The sequence below is a fragment of the Streptomyces sp. NBC_01244 genome, assembly GCF_035987325.1.
In the GTDB taxonomy this organism is placed as follows: domain Bacteria; phylum Actinomycetota; class Actinomycetes; order Streptomycetales; family Streptomycetaceae; genus Streptomyces.
This window is the reverse complement of sequence record NZ_CP108488.1, coordinates 819,324-840,573: the sequence shown is the minus strand read 5'-3', so window position 1 is coordinate 840,573 and position 21,250 is coordinate 819,324. Positions and strand designations below refer to the sequence as shown.

The window sequence follows — 21,250 nt, the reverse complement described above, 5'->3', positions numbered from 1 at the left end:
GCCATGGCCTTCGTTCCCGCGGGCGCCGTCCGCTTCCACGTCCAACAGCTCCCGGCCACCGCGCACGCCGCCGGCCCCGACACCGCCGACCGCCCCGTGGTCGTGTTCCTGCACGGACTGGTCGTCGACAACCTCTCCTCCTTCTACTGCCCCCTGGCCGTCCCGGTGGCCCGGGGCGGGCACGAGGTGGTCCTCTACGACCTGCGCGGCCACGGCCGTACCGAGCGCCCGGCCACCGGCTACGACAGCCGCACCGCCGTACGGGACCTCTTCGCCCTGCTCGGCGCGCTCGGCCTCGGACACCGCCGGGTGCACCTCGTGGGCAACAGCTACGGCGGGACCCTGGCGCTGCACGCCGCCCTCGCCCGGCCCGACCTGGTCGCCGGGCTCACTCTGCTCGAACCCCCGCTCAGCGGAGCCTGGGTGGACAACATGGTGGACACCCTGTCGGCGGCCGCCCTCAGCCTCGAGGACAGCGCGGTACCCGCCGAGCTGCTCACCCTGCGGCTGCGCAAGGCGGCCAACCTCACGGCCATCGCCGACGACCTGCTCAACCGCACCACCCTCATCGACGACATCGCCGCGAGCCGCACCTTCACCCCGGCCGACTACGCCGCACTGCGCTGCCCCGTCCTGATCGTCTGCGGCGAGCACTCCGAACTGGTCCCGGGGGCCCTGGAACTGGCCCGGCACGCCCCGCAGGTCACCGCCGTCGAGATCCTGCCGGGCCTCGGGCACGACGTGCTCAAGGAGAACAGCGGAGCGCTGCGCGCGGCCGTACTCGCCCACCTCGACGCGACGGCCACGGCCGCGGCGGGGGCACGCCCGGCGACGGCGGCGGCCCCGACGTCGACGGTGCGACCGCGGGCGGGAGCGCTGGTCCGATGAGGGTGCTCTTCACGGTGCCGCCGCTCGCGGGGCACGTCAATCCGACCGTGGCGGTCGGCGCCGAACTGGCCGCCCGCGGCCACGAGGTCGCCTGGACCGGCCCGCCCGGGGCGCTGGCCCGGCTGCTGCCCGAGCACGCCCGGATCCTCTCCGCCGGCGCGGAGGCGGGCGGCGACTACGCGATGATGCACGCCCGCTGGCGCGATCTGCGCGGGGTCGGGGCGCTGCGGTTCCTCTGGGAGGAGGCGCTGGTCCCCCTGGCCAGGGCGATGCTCCCCGGCGTGGTCCGGGCGGTCGGCGCCTTCCGGCCGGACGTGGTCGTCGCCGATCAGCAGGCCCTGGCCGGCCCGGTGGCCGCGCGGCGGCTCGGTGTGCCCTGGGTGACCTCCGCCAGCACCTCGGCCGAACTCACCCTTCCCTTCGCGGACTTCCCGAAGGTCGGAGAGTGGGTCGCCGCGCAGATCGCCGGACTGCTGGCGGAGTGCGGGGCCGATCCCGAGCCGGCCGGGGCGCCGTGGGATCCGCGGTTCTCGGAGCGGCTGGTCCTGGTCTTCTCCAGCCGCGAACTGGTCGGCGGGGATCGGAAGTTCCCGCCGCACTACGCCTTCGTCGGTCCGGCCTTCGGGGCCCGGCCGTCCGTACCCGGATTCCCCTGGGAACGGCTGGATCCCGAGCGGCGGCGGGTGCTCGTCTCGCTGGGAACCCTCAACCAGGAGGCCGGGGGCCGGTTCTACGGTGCGGTGCTGGGCGCCGCCGAACGGCTCGACAAGGAGGTCCAGTTGGTCCTGGTGGCTCCCGCCGCGCTGGTCGGTGCCGTCCCCGGGAACGTACTGCGGCGCGACAGCGTCCCGCAGCTTGCGCTGCTGCGCCACCTGGACGCGGTCGTCTGCCACGGCGGCCACAACACCGTCTGCGAGGCCCTCGCGCACGGGCTGCCGCTGGTGGTCGCCCCGATCCGCGACGACCAGCCGATCGTCGCCCGGCAGGTCGTGGAAGCCGGGGCCGGGGTGCGGGTGCGGTTCGGCAGGACCAGGGCCGAGGAACTGCGCGACGCGCTGACGGCCGTCCTGGACGAACCCGGCCACCGCCGGGGCGCCCGGCGGATCCAGGCCTCATTCGCCGCGGCCGGCGGGGCCGCCGCCGCGGCCGACCGGTTGGAGGAACTCGTATGACGCGCTCCCCGCTCCCTTTCCCCGCCCGGATGCCCCTCTCCGCGCGCCTGTCCGTGCCCCTCCTTCTGCCCGGCGTCCGGTGGACCTCCGCCCTGCTGCTCGCCGCCCTCGGCGCGGGCACCGTCCGCGCCGCCCGCCGACTGCGGGCGGTCCCGGTGCTGCCCATGGCCGCGTACGCGGACGCCGGGCTACCGCGCGCCGCCGGGTGGCGGCTGCTCACCGCCGACGGGGTGGAGCCCGACACGGCCACCTTCCTCGCCGCCTGCGCGCACGCCGACCGGGAGGGGCTGCAGGTACTGGACCTGCTGCCGGGGGACCTGCCCGCCGAGCGGGTGCTCAGCCTGCTGCGCCTGGTCGACCCGGCCGGCTACCGGCAGGACCGGCTCGGCGAGGGGCGCGGCGCCGGGTTCGCCGTGCTCGTCACCGAGGAGGTGCTCGCCCGCGCCGGGGTGGACCCGGCGGGCCCGGGCGCCACTCCGGCGGACCTCATGGCCGTGATCCGGCGCGTGAAGGAGTTCGCCGCCGACGCCACGGGACTGGCCATCGCACCCGCCCTGAGCTGCGGACCACGAGCCGCCGCCACCGGACCGGCGCGGGCGGCCGAACTGCGCGCCCAAGGACTGCCGCCCCTCGCGCTCGCCGCCGCGCAGCTCGCCGGGCTGGCCCTGCTGGCGGGTGTCGCCGTACGCCAGGGACGGTGGGGGGCCGCCGCGGCGGGGCTGTACTGGATCCAGCCCTACCTCGCCCTCGGGCGGCCCGGCACACCCCTGCGTCCCGCAGACCTCGCCCGGGCCACGGCCGCCCGGCCCGTACGCTCCCTCGGCGCGGCCCTGAGCACGGCCGCCGCGACGTCCCGTACGCCGGGGGCCGAGCCGGTCCGACCGGAGTCCGTGGCGGCCGACTGCCTCCCGGCCGCCTCCGTCCAGGCGTACCGGGCCGACCTGGCCGCCGGGACCGACCGGTTCTTCGAACCGCGCCGGCCGGACTGCCCCTGGTGCGGTTCCCTCCAGCTCACCGTCCGGGTCCGGGTGCCCGACATGCTCCAGGGCAAGCCCGGCCGGTTCACCCTGGAACAGTGCGGAGCCTGCGGGCACGTGTTCCAGAACCCCCGACTCTCCCTGGAGGGACTGGAGTTCTACTACCGCGACTTCTACGACGGCCGCGGCGGCGAGGGCGCGGCCACCGTGTTCGGCCGGCTCGGCGCCGCCTACCGCGGCCGGGCCGAAATGCTCCGCCCGCACACCGATCCCGTGTCCTGGCTCGATGTGGGCACCGGACACGGCCACTTCTGCAACGCGGCACGCGCCGTGTGGCCCGACACCCGCTTCGACGGGCTCGACATGGGCGACGGGGTCCGCGAGGCCGAGCGACGCGGCTGGGCGGAGACGGGCTACCAGGGCCAGTTCCCGGAGTTCGCGGTCAAACTGGCCGGCCAGTACGAGGTGGTCAGCATGTACCACTACCTGGAGCACACCCGGGACCCGCTCACCGAACTGGACACGGCGGCCGCCGTCCTCGCCCCCGGCGGCTACCTCACCATCGAACTCCCCGACCCCGAGTCCCGGATGGCCCGGCTGCTCGGTCCGGCCTGGCTGCCCTGGTTCCAGCCGCAGCACCAGCACCTGATCCCCTCCTCGAACCTGCGCGAGGCGCTGGCCGACCGGGGCTTCACCGTCCTCGCCGAGGAACACGGGCCCGCCCACCAGGGCAACGACTTCTTCGGTGCGGTGGCCCTGACCGCGACCCGGCTGGCCCCCGACCCGGACCGCCCCTGGGGGCCCCCGGCCACCACCGGCCGGCGCGTTCTGACCGGCGCCGTACGGCTGGCCTCGCTGCCCTGCTTCGCCGCCGCGGCGGTGCTCGACGGACTGCGCAGCGCCGCCGCCCGCCGCACGGACGGCGGCAACGCCTACCGGATGCTGGCCCGCAAGGACGAGCTGTGACGGGCCCCGGCGCGCGGACCGGCCCGGTCGCCGCCGTCGTCCCCGCCGTCACCGTCCCCGCCGTCACCGTCCCCGCCGTCCCCGCCGTCACCGTCCCCGACCCGGCCGCCGCCGGCCCCGGCCCCGGGGCCCCCACCGGAGGAGACCTCGCCCGCCGGGCCACCGCCGATCCCCTCTTCCGCCTGGTCGCCTACGCCCTGGAGGCCGCCCACGGCCGCCCCCCGGCCGCCGTCTGGAGCGCCCCGTACACCTTCCACCTGGGCTCCCCGGGCCTCGTCGCCGCGGCCGGCTGGCCGGTCGCGGCCGCGGCGGCCCCGCGCGCCGACGGCGTGGTACGGCTCAGCTCCCTGGCCCACCCGGCGGACGGCTGCGACCTCCCCCTGACCCTGTCCGGTCCGCCGCCCGCCACCCCGGCCTGGGCCGCCCGTCCCTACGCGCTGCTGCGCGCGCTGGCCCGGGCCGGGTATGGCCGGGGCGGGACCGACCTGCACGTGCAGGGCTCCCTCACCGCGGCCGCCGGGCTGGCCACGGAGGAGGCGGCCGACTGCGCGGTGGCGCTCGCGGTGGCCGACGTCCACACACCGCCGGGCGAGGACCCGGACCGGGTGCGGCTGGCCCGGCTCATGGCGGAGGCGCTGCCGGACGGAGACGACGCCCTGCGCCGGGGCGCCCTCTTCGCCCGGCCGGGCAGGGCCCTGCTGCTCGGCGACGGCGTGCCCCGGCCGGAGGCCCGGCGGCAACGCCAGCGGTACGTGGTCTTCGACCCGGCCGGGTCGGGCGCGCGCCTGGTGCTGCTGGCCCTGCGGCCGGACCCCGACGGCGCGCAGGACCGTACGGCCGACCTGGCCCGGGCCGTCGGGTGCGCCCGCCGGGCCGGAGCCCTGAGCGCCTGGCCGCCCGGGCAGCGGCCGGGGCGGAGCGTGCTGGTCCTGCTGCCCGAGGCCCGGCTGACGGAGGTCCGGGCGGCGGTCGCGGAGGACTTCCGCGACCGGGGGCTGTCCGTGCCCCGGTTCCTGAACATCACCGTCGCCGGAGCGGCCCGCCGCGAGGCGTGACACCGGGGCCTGACACCGGCCCCCGACCTTGACCCGACCCCGACCCCTAGCACCCCACCACTCATCACGAGGAGGAACCACCCATGCCCCTCAGCCCCCCGACCACACCGAGCGCGAGCGCGACCCCTCGCGCGAGACACCGGGTCCACCGGTCCGCCCTGATCGCCGGCATCGGCGCCCTCGGCCTGCTGGGCGCCTTCACCATCGCCAACTCCCAAGCCGCCGAAACCGGTTCAGCGGCCCCTTCGGCCACGGCCGCCCTGCCCGCGTACGACCACGTGGTCGTCGTCGTGTACGAGAACAAGCAGTACGGCGAGATCATGGGCAGCGCCAACGCCCCGTACATCAACCAGCTGGCGAGCGGCGGCGCGAGCCTGACCGGAATGAAGGCGCTGACCCACCCCAGCCAGCCGAACTACTTCAACCTCTTCTCCGGCGCCACCCAGGGCATCACCGGGGACGGCTGCTACACCCCGCAGTCGATGACCGCGCCCAACCTGGGACAGGAGCTGATCGCGGCGGGCAAGACCTTCGCGACGTACAACGAGGACCTGCCGAGCGAGGGTTCCACGGCCTGCACCAACGGCCAGTACGCCCAGAAGCACAACCCGTGGTTCGCCTTCAAGAACGTGCCGCTGAACACCGGCAAGACCTGGGCGCAGTTCCCGCAGAACAACTTCGCGGCGCTGCCGAACCTGTCGTTCATCGTCCCCAACCAGTGCAACGACATGCACTCCTGCTCGGTCGGCACGGGCGACACCTGGACGAAGAACAACATCGACGCCTACGCGCAGTGGGCGAAGGCCAACAACAGCCTGCTGGTGCTGACCTGGGACGAGGACAACTACCTCGGCTCCAACCAGATCGCCACCGTCTTCTACGGAGCGAACGTCAAGACGGGTACCTACTCCACGGCCTTCAACCACCACCACCTGCTGCGCACCTTCGAGGACCTGTTCGGCACGGCGACGCACGCCGGGAACGCCGCCAACGTGCAGCCGATCAGTGAGGTGTTCGGCTCGACGACCCCGACCCCGACCCCGACCCCGACCGCCACCCCGACCCCCACTCCCACGCCGACCCCCACCCCGACCTCGGCCGAGCTGAAGCTGGCCAACCCCGGCCCGCAGAGCTGCAAGTTCAACCAGAACTGCACCGTCCAGCTCACCACCACGGGCGGCAAGCCCCCGGTCCGCTACGCCGCCACCGGACTGCCCTGGGGCCTGACCCTCGACACCACCACCGGCCGCATCACCGGCAAACCCTGGGCCACCGGAACCCTCCAGATCACCGCCACCGCCACCGACACCACCGGAGCCACCGCCACCACCACCTTCCCCCTCACCCTCACCTGGTTCTAAAGGAGGCACCCGTGTACCTGTCGACCAGCCGTGCGGCGGACATCGCCGCAGACCCTCCGGCTCCGAAGGGCCCCCTGCGGGCCGTCCCCGGCACGGTGCTCGCGCTCGGCATGGTCAGCCTGGTCACGGATGTCTCCGCGGAGATGGTCACCGCCGTCCTGCCGCTGTACCTGGTGGCCGGACTCGGGATGTCCCCGCTCGCCTTCGGCGCCCTGGACGGACTCAGCCAGGGCGCCACCGCGCTGCTGCGCCTCGTGGGCGGACGGGTCTCGGACCGCACGCAGCGCCGCAAGCTCGTCGCCGGCACCGGTTACGCGATCTCCGCCGCCTGCAAGGCCGCCCTGCTCGCGGTCACCACCCCCTGGTCGGTGGCGGCGGTGCTCGCCGCCGACCGGACCGGGAAGGGGCTGCGCACCGCCCCGCGCGATGCGCTGATCTCACTGTCCTGCCCGCCGGGGGAGCAGGGCCGCGCCTTCGGCGTGCACCGCGCGCTGGACACGACCGGTGCCCTGCTGGGACCGCTGGCCGCGTTCGGCGTGCTCTGGGTGGCGGTGGACGGGTACGAGGCCGTGTTCACCGTCAGCTGCTGCCTCGCGGTGCTGGGCGTCCTGGTGCTGGCCCTGTTCGTACGGGAGAGCCCCGCGCCCGCACCGGAAGCCGGGACCCCATCGGTCCGTACCCTCCTGCGGATCCCGGGCCTGCGCAGGCTCTGTCTGACGGCCGCCGTGCTCGGCCTGTTCACCGTCGGGGACGCTTTCCTCTACTTGCTGCTCCAGCGCCGCCTGGACCTGCCGGCCGCCTGGTTCCCGCTGCTGGCGGTCGGCACCGCGGCCGTGTTCCTGCTGGCCGCCGTGCCCGTGGGCCGGCTCGCCGACCGGCTGGGCCGCCACCGGGTCTTCCTCGGCGGCCACCTGCTGCTGCTCGGCGCCTGCCTGCTGCTCCTGGCCCCGGTACCGCCCGGGCCCGCGCTCGTGTGCGGGGTCCTCGGCCTGCTCGGCCTGTTCTACGCGGCCACCGACGGGGTACTGATGGCCGCCGCCGGGCCGCTGCTGCCCCCCGGGCTGCGCACCACCGGGCTCGCGGTGCTCCAGACGGCGCAGGCCCTGGCGCGGTTCGCGGGGTCCCTGCTCTTCGGGGCCGCCTGGACCCTGTGGGGACCGGGCCCGGCGCTGGCCGCGGCGGCCGGGGGACTGCTGCTGGCCCTGACCGCCACCACCGCGGCCACGTCCGCCTTCGGGGGCCGCGGCCACGCCTCGGGGGAGGAATCCCCCGAGGGGTGAGGTCATCGGCTCAGGCCGGTGCTCCGCTCGGCTGCGGCTCCTTGGCGGCCCGCTGCCGCAGGGCGTCCTCGTCGGTGTCCGCGTCGTAGGAGATCAGCTTCGGCAGCAGGGCGGCCAGCAACGCCACCGAGGCCACGCAGGCGAGCCCGCCGCTCCAGAAGGCCGGGCGGGTGCCGGTCCAGCCGGCCATCGTGCCCGCGCGGACCTGGCCGAGCTGCGGGCCGACCGTGTAGGAGAGCACCTCGATGCCCGCGAGCCGGCCCCGCAGTTCGTCGGGGATCGTCTGGTTCCAGATGGTGGCGCGCCCGAGCCCGCTGAGCATGTCGCCCGCGCCGGCGACCGCGAGGCACAGCAGCACGAGCCAGATGTTCCCGGACCAGCCCGCGGCCGCGATGGCCAGGCCCCAGACCGCGGCCCCGCACACCACCAGCAGCCCGTGCCGGCGTACCCGCGAGGCCCAGCCGCTGGTCAGCCCCAGCGCCAGCGAGCCCACCGCGCCCGCCGCGTACATCAGACCCAGCGCCCACACGGCGTCGAGCTCGTCCGCGAGGAAGGGGAAGATGGCGTTCGGGAAGGCGAAGAGCATCGCCGCCATGTCCACGGCGTAGGTGCCCAGCAGCACGGGCCGGCTCCACGCGTACCGGGCCCCCTCGGCGATCCCCCGCAGCGAGGGCCGCTCGGCGTCCCGCGCGGGCGGAGCCGGACGCAGCCGCAGGCACAGCAGCACCGAGACGAGGAACCCCGCGACGGTGACCGCGTACGCGCTGACGTACCCGGCGTACGCGACGACCAGACCGGCCACGGCAGGACCGGCGATGGCGCCGAACTGGTAGCGCAGCCCGTTCAGCGCGGCGGCTGCGGTGAGCTGGTCGTGCGGCACGATCCGCGCCATGAGCGAGTCCATGGCCGGCCGCTGCAGGCCGGTCAGTGCCGATACGCCGGCCGCGACCACGTACATCGGCCACAGCAGGGGACTCGGCAGGGCCGCGTTGACCAGGAGGATCAGGGCGAGCACGCCGAGCCCGGCCTCCGTCAGCAGGATCATCCGCCGCCGGTCCACGGCGTCGGCGAGGGCGCCCCCGTAAAGACCGAAGACCACCATCGGGAGCAGCTCCACCGCGCCCATCGCACCGACCGCGAGGGGTGAGTCCGTCAGGTGCTTGATCTGGAGCGGCAGCGCGATCATCGCCATGAACGAGCCGAAGTAGGTGACCGTGCCCTGGTAGAACAGCAGCCGGAAATCGGGGCTGGACCGCAGCGGGGCCAGGTCGGGCAGTACGGAGGCGAAACGGGATCTGCTCACGAGTGGCCATCGTCGGCGGCCGACCGCCGGCGGGCAACCGATTTTCGCTCGTGGCCCGGGCCGCCGTCCGATCCTGCACAATCGGCGGATGAGCGATGCAGACCCCTACCTCTGGCTGGAAGACGTCACCGGCGAGGCCGCCCTCTCCTGGGTGCGCGAGCGCAACGAAGAAACGGTGTCCGCACTGGCTTCGGATCCAGGGTTCAAGGTGCTGGAGCCGGAGATCCGCGAGGCCCTCGACGACGACGGCAGGATCCCGTATACGCGCCGGCGGGGACGCCACCTCTACAACTTCCGGCAGGACGCCGACCACGTACGCGGCCTGTGGCGGCGCACCACCCTGGAGGAGTACCGCGAGGAGCGGCCCGACTGGGAGCCGGTCCTCGACCTGGACGCGCTCGCCGAGGCCGAGGGGGAGAAGTGGGCCTGGGCGGGCGCCGCCGTCCTGGCTCCCGATCACCGCCATGCCCTGGTCATGCTGTCCAGGGACGGCGCGGACGCCTGTGTGGTGCGCGAGTTCGACCTGGAGCAGCGGGAGTTCGTCACCGGTGGCTTCGAAGTCGCCGAGGCCAGGACCTATATCGGCTGGATCGACCAGGACCGGGTCTGGATCGGCACGGACTTCGGCCCCGGTTCGATGTCCGTCTCCGGCTACCCGCTCCAGGTGCGCCGATGGCGGCGCGGCACCCCCCTCGCGGAGGCGGAAACGGTCTACGAGGGCCGGCCGACGGACCTCAACGCATCCGGCTGGCACGATGACACGCCCGGTTTTGAACGGGACTTCGTCCACCGGCAGATCGACTTCTGGAAGCAGGAGCTGCTCCTGCTCCCCGGGGACGGAACCCCGGATCCGGCGGCCGGGCCCGAGAGGATCGAGGTCCCGGACGACGCCGGTGCCTCCGTCCACCGCGAGTGGCTGATCGTCGCGCCGAAGTCCCCGTGGCTCGGCCACGTCGCGGGCAGCCTGCTCGCCTTCGACTTCGAGGCCTTCCGGGCGGGGGAGCGGGAGGCGGCCGTGCTCTTCACCCCGGACGAGCACACCGCCCTCGCGGGCTGGAGCTGGACCCGCCACCACCTGATCCTCACCACCAGCGCCGACGTCTCCTCCCGGCTGGAGATCCTGACCCCCGGGCCGGGACCCGACGGCTGGAGCCGCACCCCGCTCGCGGGCGTACCGCCGCTGTCCACGGCGTCCGTCACCGGCACCGATCCGGACGTGAGCGACGAGTTCTTCCTGAACGTCTCGGGCCACCTCCAGCCGTCCACCCTCTACCGGGGTACGGCCCCGGCCGGCGCCGACGAGACCGTCAAGCAGGGCCCGGCCCTCTTCGACACCGCCGGCCTCGCGGTCCGCCAGTACTTCGCGCGCTCCGCGGACGGCACGGAGGTCCCGTACTTCGTCGTCGGCCCCGAGGACCGCAGCGGCCCCGGCCCCACCCTGCTCTACGGCTACGGCGGCTTCGAGATCTCCATGGTCCCGTCCTACAGCGCCGTCACCGGCCGGGCCTGGCTCGCGCGCGGCGGCACCTACGTGGTGGCGGGCATCCGGGGCGGACACGAGTACGGGCCGGACTGGCACAAGGCCGCGCTCGGGGCGAACCGGGTCCGGGCCTACGAGGACTTCGCCGCCGTGGCCCGGGACCTCATCGCCCGGGACGTCACCACCCCCGCCCAGCTCGGCATCGAAGGCGGCAGCAACGGCGGGCTCCTCATGGGCGCGATGCTCACCCGCGACCCCGAACTGTTCGGCGCGGTCGTTGCCCACGTGCCGCTGCTGGACATGCTCCGCTTCCACAAGCTGCTCGCCGGAGCGAGCTGGATCGCCGAGTACGGGGACCCCGACAGCCCGGCCGACCGGCCCCACCTCGAGCGGATCTCCCCGTACCACCAGGTCCGGACCGAGGGGCCCCCGTACCCGCCGCTGCTCCTGCTGACCTCGACCCGCGACGACCGCGTGCACCCCGGGCACGCCCGCAAGATGGCCGCCCGGCTGCGGGAGTCGGGTCACCCCGTCCTCTTCCACGAGCACCTCGGCGGCGGCCACTCGGGCGCCACCGACCACGGACAGAGCGCCTTCAACGAGGCGCTGGTCCACACCTTCCTGTGGGAGCGGCTGACCCCGCAGCGGTGACCCCGCAGCGGTGACTGCGCCGAGGTGACCCGCGCTGAGGTGACCCGCGCTGAGGTGACCCGCGCTGAGGTGACCCGCGCCGAGAGGGGAGTGGAGCGGTGGCGCAACGCCGTTGTCAACGGTGTTGCGCCACTTTTGGCAGGGGAATGTCCGCGGACGGGTGTCCGCGGGCGGGGCGAACGGGGCCGGCGGCCCCGGATCAGGCTCCGCGCAGCGCCCGGACCCGGGTCTCGATCGCGTTGATCAGTGCCTCGACCCTGGTCGCGAAGATCTGCTCTTCCGTGACCTCGGCCAGCTGGGCGCCGAGCCGGGTGATGTTGGGGAATCCATCGGGGTCGACCAGGCGGTACTCGCGGTTCCAGGAGGACTCGTCGGCGGCCCGTACGTCCGCGTCGAACAGCAGGTAGGCGGCGCGCTGGCCGACGTAGGCGAGGAGGGAGTCGCCGACCATCCGGTAGTGGACGGCGGCCTCGGCCCCTTCGAGGCCGGCCTCCGTCACCGCGCCGAGGATCAGCTCCACGACACGGAACTCGTTGGGCCTGCGCGTGGTCCGGCTGGCCATGGTGGAGCCGACCACCGGGTACCTGAGCGCGACCTCGAGGGAACCTTCGGCGAGTGCCCGCAGCCGGTCCTTCCAGTCGAGCCCCTCGGGGATGCGGTCGAGCACCTCGCGGAGCATGCGGTCGGCGACCGACAGCAACAGCTCGTCCTTGTCGCGGAAGTGCCGGTAGATCGCGGTCGGGTCGGCGCCGAGTTCCTCGCCGAGCCGTCGGACGGTGAAGGCGTCCTCGCTGCCGCGAGCCGCGATGCGCAGGCTCGCTTCGATGATCGCGTCGGGTGTGAGCTGGCTGCCGGCGCGCTTGGACCGGGTGGGTGTGTCGGATGACTTCGGCATGGTGGGGCCAGTGTAACGATGTGGAACAGAGGCAGCGCAACACCGTTGACAACATTGTTGCGCTCCCGTTCACTCCTCCTCAACGAACCAGCCGTGCGGGGCTCACCCGCCGAGCCGAAGGATGCGTCGATGGGCAACACCAGGCAGCGTGCCGACATCGTCTTCGTAGGGGGGCGGGTCTTCACCGGGACCTCTCCGACCCCGATCGACGCCGCCGTCGCCGTCGGAGGCGGCCGGATCATCGCCGTCGCCGACGCGGCCACCGTCCGCTCGCTCGCGGACGCCGACACCGAGGTCGTCGACCTCGCGGGAGGACTGCTCGTCCCCGGATTCCAGGACGCCCACGTGCACCCCGCGGTGGCCGGCGTCCAGATGCTCGGCTGCGACCTCAGCGAGGAGCGCACCATCGAGGGCTACCTCGCGGTGGTCGCGGAATTCGCCCGGACCCACCCCGAGGCGGCCTGGATCCGCGGCGGCGGCTGGTCGATGGACATCTTCCCCGGGGGCACGCCGACCCGCGCCATGCTCGACGCCGTGGTCCCGGACCGGCCCGTCCTCCTCACCAACCGGGACGGCCACGGCGCCTGGGTCAACACCAGGGCGCTCGAGATCGCCGGGGTCGACCGCACCACCCCCGATCCGGCCGACGGCCGGATCGAGCGGGAGGAAGACGGAAGCCCGGCCGGCACCCTCCAGGAAGGCGCCGTGGAGCTGGTGGCCCACCACGTGCCCCTCGCGACGCCCGACGAGGCCCACGCGGGCCTGCTGGCCGCACAGGAGCACCTCTTCTCCCTCGGCGTCACCAGCTGGCAGGACGCCATGATCGGCTCCTTCCCCGGCAACCCCGACAACTACGGCGTCTACCTGCGCGCAGCCCGCGAGGGCTCCCTGCGCGCCCGCGTCGTCGGCGCGCTGTGGTGGGACCGCGAACGCGGCCTGGAGCAGATACCCGAACTGGAGGAGCGCCGCGCCGGGGGACAGGTGGGCCGCTTCAACGCCACCAGCGTGAAGATCATGCAGGACGGCATCGCCGAGAACTTCACGGCCGGCATGCTGGAGCCCTACCTCGACGGCTGCGGCTGCGCCACCGGCAACTCCGGACTCAGCTTCATCGAGCCCGAGGTGCTCACCGAGGCCGTGGCCCGCCTCGACCGCTCCGGCTTCCAGATCCACTTCCACGCCCTGGGCGACCGGGCCGTCCGCGAGGTGCTCGACGCCCTCGCCGGGGCCCGCGAGACCAACGGGACCAACGACAACCGCCACCACCTCGCCCACCTCCAGCTCGTCCACCCCGAGGACATCGAGCGCTTCGCGAGCCTGGACGCGGCCGCCAACATCCAGGCCCTGTGGGCCGCCCACGAACCCCAGATGGACGAGCTCACGATCCCCTTCCTGGGACCGGAACGGGCCCGCCTCCAGTACCCGTTCGGCGACCTCCAGCGCGCCGGAGCCCGCCTGGTCGCCGGCAGCGACTGGTCGGTCAGCAGCCCCAACCCGCTCTGGGGCATCCACGTCGCGGTCAACCGCTCCGTACCCGACGAGGCCCCCAACGCGACCGGGACCTTCGAGCCGGCGCCGCCGTTCTTCCCGGAGCAGGCCCTCACGCTCTCCCAGGCGCTCACCGCCTACACCGCCGGCAGCGCCTGGGTGAACCACCTCGACGAGGTGACCGGCACGGTGGAGGAGGGCAAGTACGCCGACCTCGTCGTCCTCGACCGGGACCCCTTCGCGCACCCCCCGATGGAAATCGCCGACACCCGCGTACTGCGCACCTACATCGACGGCGAACTGGTCTTCGCCGCGACCGACTGAGCCGCGAACCGCCCGTATCCCCTCCGGCCGACCCGCCACCGGCCGCATCCCCTCCGGCCGTATCCCCTCCGGCCGACCCGCCACCGGCCGAGCGTCACCCACCCCACCGAGCTCATCCCTCAGGGAGTCAGACGATGTCATCAACCCGATCGGGATCCCCGCTGCACCGCGGCCGCCGCATCCGCAACGGCGCCGCGGCCGCCCTTGCCGCGGCCGCCGTCCTCGTCACGAGCGCCTGCAGCGGCGCCGCACCCGACAAGGACGCGGACCGGGCCACCGCGTACAAGATCACGGACAAGACGCCCGCAGCCGCCGGCAACGTCGACTCCTTCACCTGGTCCGTCTACGCCGAGCCGACCACCATCGACTACGCGTACTCCTTCGACTTCCCGCCCAACCAGATCCTCGCCAACGTCTGCGAGAGCCTGCTGCGCTGGAACCCAGACCTGACGACCTCCCCGGGCCTCGCGGCCTCGTACGCCAACCCGACACCGACCACCTGGGTGTACCAGATCCGCCCCGGCGTGCACTTCCACGACGGAACGGTGCTCACCGCCGACGACGTCGTCGCCTCCCTGAGCCGCAACCTCGACCCCGGGACCGGCAGCGTCTGGGCGAACCAGTACAAGAACGTCAAGTCCATCGACAAGACCGGCCCGATGGAAGTCACCGTCACCCTGACCAAGCCGGACTCCACCTTCAACAAGTACCTGGCCGCGAGCCCCGGCACCGTGGAGTCCGCCGCCACCCTGGCCAAGTCCGGCAAGGACTACGGCAATCCGCAGACCGGCGTGAACTGCACCGGCCCCTTCTCCTTCGCTTCCTGGACCTCCGGCCAGTCCCTCACCCTCAAGCGGTTCGACGGGTACTGGAACCAGGAGCTGAAGGCCAAGTCCGGCGAGGTGAAGTTCGTCTTCCTCGCCGACGCCACCACCCGCGTCAACGCCTTCCAGAGCGGCGAGGTCGACGGCGGCTGGATGGTCCCGCCGAACGCTTACGCCCAACTGGGCTCCACCGAGGCCGGAAAGCTCTACTTCGGCCGCAACACCACCGTCGCCGACGAGGTCGTCGCCAACCTCAAGGGCCCCCTCGGCAACCCCAAGGTCCGCCAGGCGCTCCTCATGGCCATCGACCGCAAGGGCATCGTCAAGGCCGGCGCCGGCGGGGTCGGCGAGGTCTCCGACTCCCTCGTCACCGACAACCTGTGGGCCGACGCACCCCCCGCGACCCGCGAAGCCCTCGTGAAGGACCTGCCGAAGTACCCGTACGACCCGGCCAAGGCCAAGGCGCTCGCCGCCGAGGCCGGAGTGAACGGCCAGGAGGTCGTGATCGCGACCAGCCCCCTGGACTCGCAGACCACGATCATCACCCAGGCCGTCGCCCAGGCCGCCACCGCCATCGGACTGAAGCCGCGGATCGACTCCCTCTCCGCGGAGAAGTACACGACCCTCTTCACCGACCCCGCGGCCCGCGAGGGCATCGACCTCTTCCTCACCTTCTGGTACACGTCCATCACCGACCCGCTGGACATGTTCGCCTCGCTGGAGACCGGAGCCTTCAGCAACTACGGCAACTGGTCCGACCCGGCCTTCGACGCGGCCGTCGAGAAGGCCGTCGGGGCCTACGACCCGGCCGGGCACGCGGCCGCCAACGCCGAGGCACAGAAGATAGCCTCGCGCGAACTGCCCTGGCTGCCCCTCTACACCCTCCCCGTCAGCGTCTTCATGGGCAAGAAGATCACCGGAGTCCAGCCCTCCATCGCCTACCTCTACTACCCGTGGGCGGCCGAGATCGGAGCCAAGGGATGACGGCCGCGGCGACGGCCGCGAAGACCCGCGCCGTACGGGTGCTGCGCAAGCTCGCCGGCATGGCGGCGACCCTGCTCGTCACCTCCTTCCTCGTCTTCTCCTCCCTCTTCCTGGCCCCCGGGGACCCGGCGAGCTTCCTGGTCAAGGGACGGAGCCCCAGCCCGGAGGACCTGGCCGCGCTCCGCAGCCAGTACGGCTTCGACGAACCCTTCCTGGTCCGGTACTGGAACTGGCTCGAAGGGGTGCTGCACGGTGACTTCGGCCGCTCCTACCTCTTCCACCAGGACGTCTCCGCGGTCATCTGGTCGCGGCTGCCCTCCTCCATGCTGCTGATCGCCGTATCCGGCCTGATGATCGCCGTGTTCGGCATCGGCTCCGGCATCATCGGGGCCCTGCGCCGGGGTTCGCGCACCGACCGCTCCCTGATGCTGCTCGTCACGGTGGGAGCGGCCGCACCCGCCTTCGTCGCCGCCCTGCTGCTCAGGTCGGTGTTCGGGGTGGAGCTGGGCTGGTTCCCCACCATCGGCAACGGCGAAGGCCTCATGGACCGGTTGCACCACGTGATCCTCCCGGCGGCGGCCCTTTCCGTCACCTTCACCGCCCTGGTGACCCGCGTGACCCGTTCGGCCATGCTCGACGAGCTGAGCCGCGACCACGTGGAGGTCGCGCTGAGCCGCGGAGCGCCACGGCGCACCGTGATCAGGCGGCACGTCCTGCGCAACGCGCTCGGACCGATCGTCACCGTCTCCGCGCTCCTGGTCTCCGGCATGCTGGTCAGCACCGCGATCGTCGAGACCGCCTTCGGAATGTCCGGCGTGGGCTCCCTGCTGGTGCAGTCCGTCGACCAGCTCGACTTCCAGGTCGTCCAGGCCATCGTGCTGCTCGTGGTGGCCGCCTTCGTCATCGTCAACGCCCTCGTGGACCTGGTCCACCCACTGATCGATCCGCGCACGGCCGCGGCGGGGAGCGCCCGATGAGCACCCTTCCCGAAACGGGCGTCCCGACCCGTACCCCCCGTGCCCGGCGCGATCCGCTCGCCCGGCTGCGACGCCTCGGCGGCGGCCGGCTCCAGCGGACCTGCCTGGCGCTCCTCGTCCTGTTCGTGCTCCTCGCGATCCTGGGCCCCTGGATCGCCCCGTACGACCCCACCTTCGGACAGCTCGGCGACACCCTCCTGGGGCCGAGCGCCCAGCACTGGCTGGGCACCGACCAGGGCGGCCACGACACCCTCTCGGCGCTCGTCGTCGGCACCCGGACCAGCCTGGCCGGACCCCTGGCGGTCGTGCTGTTCTCCACGGTCCTCGGTGTCGCCGTCGGCCTGTTCACCGCCTGGCGCGGAGGCTGGATCGACACCGCCGTCGGCCGGGTCCTCGACGTCCTGTTCGCCTTCCCCGCGCTGCTCCTCGCGATCCTCGCGGTGGCCCTGTTCGGCAAGGGGATGACGGCTCCGGTGATCGCCATGGCCATCGCCTACATGCCGTACACCGCACGCCTCGTACGGGGCCTGGCCGTCCGGGAGAAGTCCCGGCCCTACATCGCCGCCTACCAGGTACAGGGCCACTCGCCCCTCTACGTCACCGTCCGCAGGCTGCTGCCCAACATCGCCCCGACGCTGCTCGCACAGTCGACGGTGAACTTCGGCTACGCGCTGCTCGACCTCGCCGCCCTCTCCTTCCTCGGACTCGGCGTCCAGCCGCCCACCCCCGACTGGGGAGCCATGATCAACCAGGGGCAGGCGGCCGTCCTGCAGGGCCAGCCGCTCTCCGCGATCGCGCCGGCCGTGGCGGTCGTCCTGGTCGTGGTCGCCTTCAACGTCGTCGGGGAAGACCTCGGCGACCGGCTCGCGGGGAGGGACTCCCGATGACACTGCTCGACTACCAAGCCCTGCGCGTCACCCTTCCCGCGATGGCCCGCCCCCTCCTCGACGGGGTCAGCCTCACCGTCGCGGCCGGCGAGGTCGTCGCCCTGGTCGGCGAATCCGGCTCCGGCAAGTCCGTCACCGCCCGCGCCGCACTCGGCCTGTTCCCGCAGGGCGCCGAGATCGGCGGCCGGGTCCGCGTGGACGGCACCGACCTGGTCGGCGCCACCCCCGCGAGCCTGCGCGAGGTGCGCACCAACAAAGCGGCGATGATCTACCAGGACCCCCGGGCCGCCATCAACCCGGTACGCCGGGTCGGGGACTTCCTCACCGAACCGCTGCGCCTGGTGCACGGCTGGTCCAAGGCCCGGGCGAACGTCAGGGCCGCCGAACTGCTCGACGCGGTCGGCCTGCCCGACCCCGTCCGCCACCTGAACCAGTTCCCGCACGAGCTCTCCGGCGGCATGCTCCAGCGCGTCGTGATCGCCGCGGCCCTCACCGCCGAACCCCGGCTCCTGCTCTGCGACGAGCCGACCACCGCGCTCGACGTCAGCACCCAGGCCGAGATCCTGGCAGTCCTGGGCCGGCTCCAGCGCGAACGCGGCCTCGGGCTCCTCCTCATCACCCACGACATCGAGCTCGCCGCCTCCGTCAGCGACCGGATCTACGTCATGTACGCGGGCCGGATCGTCGAAACGGCGCCCGTCGCGGAACTCTTCGCCTCCCCCCGGCACCCCTACACCGCGGGCCTGCTCGGATCCTCCCCGCCCCTCGCGGGACCCCTGGCCCGCCTCACCCCCATCCCCGGCGCCCCGATGGGCCTGCTGGAGTCGGCCCCCGGCTGCGCCTTCGCACCCCGCTGCCGGTTCGCCGAACCGGGCCGCTGCGACCGGTCCGTGCCGGAGCTCGTGCGGCACGGACCGGCCGAAGTCGCCTGCCACCGCGCCGCCGAAATCGGCCTGAAGGAGGACAGTTGAGCAACCTTCCGAGCAAGGACACCACCCCGGAACTCCCTCCGGAGCTCCTCCGGGTGAGCGGACTGCGCAAGACCTACCGGACCGGCGGGACGGAGGTCGTCGCCGTCGACGACCTGTCGTTCTCCGTACGGGCAGGCGGGGCGCTCGGCATCGTGGGCGAATCCGGTTCGGGCAAGACCACCACGGCCCGGATGCTGATCGGCCTGGAACGCCCCGATGCGGGCGAGATCCTGGTCCAGGGCCGGCCGCTGGCGGCCTCCGTACGGGGGAGGCCTGCCCGGCTGGCCCGCGCCAAGGCAGTGCAGATCGTCTTCCAGGACCCCTACCTCTCCCTGGACGCGCGGATCAGCATCGGCGCGACCGTCGACGGCGTGCTCAGACTGCACGGCCTGTCCGACCGGACGGCCCGGGCCGCACGGGTACGGGAACTGCTGGCCCAAGTCGGCCTCGGCGACCGCGAGGCCGCCGCCCTGCCCCGCAGGCTCTCCGGCGGACAGCGCCAGCGCGCCGCGATCGCACGGGCACTGGCCGTCGAACCCGCCGTCCTGGTGCTCGACGAAGCGGTGTCCGCCCTCGACGTCTCCGTGCAGGCACAGGTGCTCAACCTGCTCTCCGACATCCGGCGCGACACCGGGATCGGCCTGGTCTTCGTCAGCCACGACCTGGCCGTGGTCCGCTACGTCTGCGACGAGGCGCTCGTCATGTACCGCGGCCGCACGATGGAACACCGCCCGGTGGGCGAGCTCCTCACCGACCCAGAGCACCCCTACACCCGGCTGCTGCTGGCCTCCGTACCCCGTCCGGGCTGGGACCCCGACTCGATCAGCCGGCGCCGCCGAGAGCTGGACCCGCTGACGGCGACGGCGACGGCGGCTCCGACAGCGAAGGCGACGGCGGCAGGGGTGTGACGCCGGGGCGGGTTCGTACGAGCCCGCCCCGGCGGCGAGGCGGACGGCCCGGCACCTCCGGGCAGCCGGGTGATCATGGCCGGGATCCGCCCTGGCGCCGCCGGAACGCATGGCGGAAGATCCCTCAGCGGGCGCCGCCCGTGGCTTACGATCGCCGCGGACGGTCCCGCCCGTGATCGCCGCTCGACCCGCACTCGTGGAGGTCAACCGTGTTCCGGACGGCCAGAGGAAACCGCAAGCGCCCCGCAGGTCCCCGCATCCGCGTCGCCGCCGCGGCCGCGGCGGCGGGCGCGTTCCTCGTCGCGGGATGCTCCTCGGGCGATGACGGCCCGAGCGAGGCGGCCGGCGGAGTGCCCGTCGTGGAGAAGGGCAAACTGACGACCTGCACCCACCTGCCCTATCCGCCGTTCCAGTTCGAGAAGGACGGCAAGGTCGTCGGATTCGACGTGGCGCTGGTCGACCTGGTGGCGACCCGGCTCAAGGTCGAGCAGAAGATCCTCGACACGCCCTTCGAAAACTTCAAGACCGGAGCCTTCCTGAACTCCGGCGAGTGCGACCTCGCGGCCGCCGGAATGACGATCACCGACGAGCGCAAGAAGAACGTCGACTTCTCCGTCCCCTACTTCGACGCCACGCAGGCACTGCTCGCCACCAAGAAGAGCGGCGTCACCTCGCTGGCCGACCTCAAGGCGAAGTCGAAGAAGCTGGGCGCGCAGGCCGAAACCACCGGCGAGAGCTACGCCAAGGCCCAGGGCTTCGACCCCGTCGCCTTCGAAAGCTCGGACGCGGTCATCAACGGACTGCGCACCGGCCAGGTGGACGCGGTCGTCATCGACTACCCCGTGGTCCAGGGCTGGCTCAAGGACCCCAAGAACGCGGCGGAGTTCACCCTCGGACAGAACATCGAGACCGGCGAGCAGTACGGCTTCTCGGTGAAGAAGGGCAACACCGCCCTCGTGGCCGCGATCGACAAGGCGATCACCGACGCGAAGGCCGACGGCACCTACAAGAAGCTCTACGAGCAGTGGATCGGCCCGCTGCCCCAGACCACCCCGTGACCTCCCGGCTGACCCGGCGCCAGCGCCGCCGGGTCTCGCAGGGACTGCAGTACGCGCTCTTCGTCGCGGTGCTGGTGCTGATCGCCGTCTCCGCGGACTGGGGGAGGCTGCAGAACCAGTTCGCCCAGAAGGACCTGGCGCTGCGGCTCTTCCCGGAGATCATCACCACGGCCCTGCGCAACACGGTGGTCTACACGACCTCCGGGTTCCTCCTCGGCCTGGTCCTCGGTCTGGTCATCGCCATGATGAGGCTGTCCTCCGTGGCCCCGTACCGGTGGGTCGCGAGCGTCTACATCGAGCTGTTCCGGGGGCTCCCGGCCCTGCTGATCTTCATCTTCGTGGGCGTGGCGGTGCCCTTGGCGTTCCCCGGTACGGAGATCCCGGGCGGCACGTACGGCAAGGTCGCGATCGGCCTGGGACTGGTGGCCGCCGCCTACATGGCGGAAACGATTCGGGCCGGCATCCAGGCGGTCCCCAAGGGACAGATGGAAGCCGCCCGCTCGCTGGGCTTCTCGCACGCCCGCGCCATGGTCTCGGTCGTCATCCCGCAGGCCTTCCGCATCGTCATCCCGCCCCTCACCAACGAGCTCGTCCTGCTCTTCAAGGACTCCTCGCTCGTGCTGTTCCTCGGCGTGACGCTGTCCGAGCGCGAACTGACGAAGTTCGGACGGGACCTCGCCAGCCAGACCGCCAACTCCACCCCGATCCTGGTCGCGGGCCTGTGCTACCTCCTGGTGACCGTGCCGCTGAGCTTCGTGGTGCGCCGCCTGGAGGCCCGCGCGGACAAGGCCGTGTGAGGAA

Annotated in this window: 17 protein-coding genes; 15 read left to right on the top strand and 2 right to left on the bottom strand. The window is 73.0% G+C overall.

The features are described from left to right. Positions 1-3: 3 nt before the first annotated feature. The 6 genes from OG247_RS03575 to OG247_RS03550 all read left to right on the top strand — a co-directional run bounded on the left by OG247_RS03575 (position 4) and on the right by OG247_RS03550 (position 7,699). On the top strand, positions 4-888 hold the full coding sequence (locus OG247_RS03575; RefSeq protein WP_327250790.1) for an alpha/beta fold hydrolase: 885 nt from the start codon (positions 4-6) through the stop codon (positions 886-888). Then, positions 885-2,060: a glycosyltransferase gene (locus OG247_RS03570; protein WP_327250789.1), complete on the top strand. Its 1,176-nt coding sequence runs from the start codon at positions 885-887 to the stop codon at positions 2,058-2,060. Before OG247_RS03575 ends, OG247_RS03570 begins: the two co-directional genes overlap by 4 nt. Further along, positions 2,057-4,003, top strand: coding sequence for a class I SAM-dependent methyltransferase (locus tag OG247_RS03565; RefSeq protein WP_327250788.1), 1,947 nt, complete (start codon positions 2,057-2,059; stop codon positions 4,001-4,003). Before OG247_RS03570 ends, OG247_RS03565 begins: the two co-directional genes overlap by 4 nt. Further along, complete coding sequence (locus tag OG247_RS03560) at positions 4,000-5,058, top strand: galactokinase (RefSeq protein ID WP_327250787.1); 1,059 nt, start codon at positions 4,000-4,002, stop codon at positions 5,056-5,058. The genes OG247_RS03565 and OG247_RS03560 overlap by 4 nt, the downstream gene beginning before the upstream one ends. Positions 5,059-5,141: 83 nt before the next feature. Then, positions 5,142-6,419: an alkaline phosphatase family protein gene (locus OG247_RS03555; protein WP_327250786.1), complete on the top strand. Its 1,278-nt coding sequence runs from the start codon at positions 5,142-5,144 to the stop codon at positions 6,417-6,419. An 11-nt stretch (positions 6,420-6,430) separates the two neighbouring features. Further along, entirely contained in the window at positions 6,431-7,699 is a 1,269-nt protein-coding gene (locus OG247_RS03550; protein ID WP_327250785.1) for an MFS transporter, read from the top strand. A 10-nt stretch (positions 7,700-7,709) separates the two neighbouring features. On the opposite strand, the gene OG247_RS03545 is transcribed toward OG247_RS03550, so the two are convergent. Then, a complete protein-coding gene (locus OG247_RS03545; RefSeq protein ID WP_327250784.1) occupies positions 7,710-9,002 on the bottom strand; it encodes an MFS transporter in 1,293 nt (430 codons plus the stop codon). An 88-nt stretch (positions 9,003-9,090) separates the two neighbouring features. Between OG247_RS03545 and OG247_RS03540 the strand changes: the two genes are divergently transcribed. Next, positions 9,091-11,133 (top strand): prolyl oligopeptidase family serine peptidase, encoded by a 2,043-nt coding sequence (locus OG247_RS03540; RefSeq protein WP_327250783.1) that lies wholly within the window; start codon positions 9,091-9,093, stop codon positions 11,131-11,133. 199 nt (positions 11,134-11,332) lie between these two features. On the opposite strand, the gene OG247_RS03535 is transcribed toward OG247_RS03540, so the two are convergent. Then, entirely contained in the window at positions 11,333-12,028 is a 696-nt protein-coding gene (locus OG247_RS03535; RefSeq protein ID WP_327250782.1) for a TetR/AcrR family transcriptional regulator, read from the bottom strand. A 129-nt stretch (positions 12,029-12,157) separates the two neighbouring features. Between OG247_RS03535 and OG247_RS03530 the strand changes: the two genes are divergently transcribed. The 8 genes from OG247_RS03530 to OG247_RS03495 all read left to right on the top strand — a co-directional run bounded on the left by OG247_RS03530 (position 12,158) and on the right by OG247_RS03495 (position 21,246). Then, positions 12,158-13,840 (top strand): amidohydrolase, encoded by a 1,683-nt coding sequence (locus OG247_RS03530; protein WP_327250781.1) that lies wholly within the window; start codon positions 12,158-12,160, stop codon positions 13,838-13,840. 134 nt (positions 13,841-13,974) lie between these two features. Next, entirely contained in the window at positions 13,975-15,648 is a 1,674-nt protein-coding gene (locus OG247_RS03525; protein WP_327250780.1) for an ABC transporter substrate-binding protein, read from the top strand. Beyond that, a complete protein-coding gene (locus OG247_RS03520; RefSeq protein WP_327250779.1) occupies positions 15,645-16,625 on the top strand; it encodes an ABC transporter permease in 981 nt (326 codons plus the stop codon). The genes OG247_RS03525 and OG247_RS03520 overlap by 4 nt, the downstream gene beginning before the upstream one ends. Next, entirely contained in the window at positions 16,622-17,512 is an 891-nt protein-coding gene (locus OG247_RS03515) for an ABC transporter permease (RefSeq protein ID WP_327250778.1), read from the top strand. Before OG247_RS03520 ends, OG247_RS03515 begins: the two co-directional genes overlap by 4 nt. Then, positions 17,509-18,483 (top strand): ABC transporter ATP-binding protein, encoded by a 975-nt coding sequence (locus tag OG247_RS03510; protein ID WP_327250777.1) that lies wholly within the window; start codon positions 17,509-17,511, stop codon positions 18,481-18,483. Before OG247_RS03515 ends, OG247_RS03510 begins: the two co-directional genes overlap by 4 nt. Then, a complete protein-coding gene (locus OG247_RS03505; protein WP_442813216.1) occupies positions 18,480-19,391 on the top strand; it encodes an ABC transporter ATP-binding protein in 912 nt (303 codons plus the stop codon). The genes OG247_RS03510 and OG247_RS03505 overlap by 4 nt, the downstream gene beginning before the upstream one ends. A gap of 209 nt (positions 19,392-19,600) precedes the next feature. Next, the gene (locus OG247_RS03500) at positions 19,601-20,449 is read left to right on the top strand and encodes an ABC transporter substrate-binding protein (protein ID WP_442813215.1); all 849 of its coding nucleotides are present in this window, start codon (positions 19,601-19,603) and stop codon (positions 20,447-20,449) included. Next, positions 20,416-21,246 carry an amino acid ABC transporter permease gene (locus OG247_RS03495; protein WP_442813214.1) on the top strand — a complete coding sequence of 277 codons (831 nt, stop codon included), beginning with the start codon at positions 20,416-20,418 and terminating at the stop codon, positions 21,244-21,246. The genes OG247_RS03500 and OG247_RS03495 overlap by 34 nt, the downstream gene beginning before the upstream one ends. Positions 21,247-21,250 lie beyond the last annotated feature (4 nt).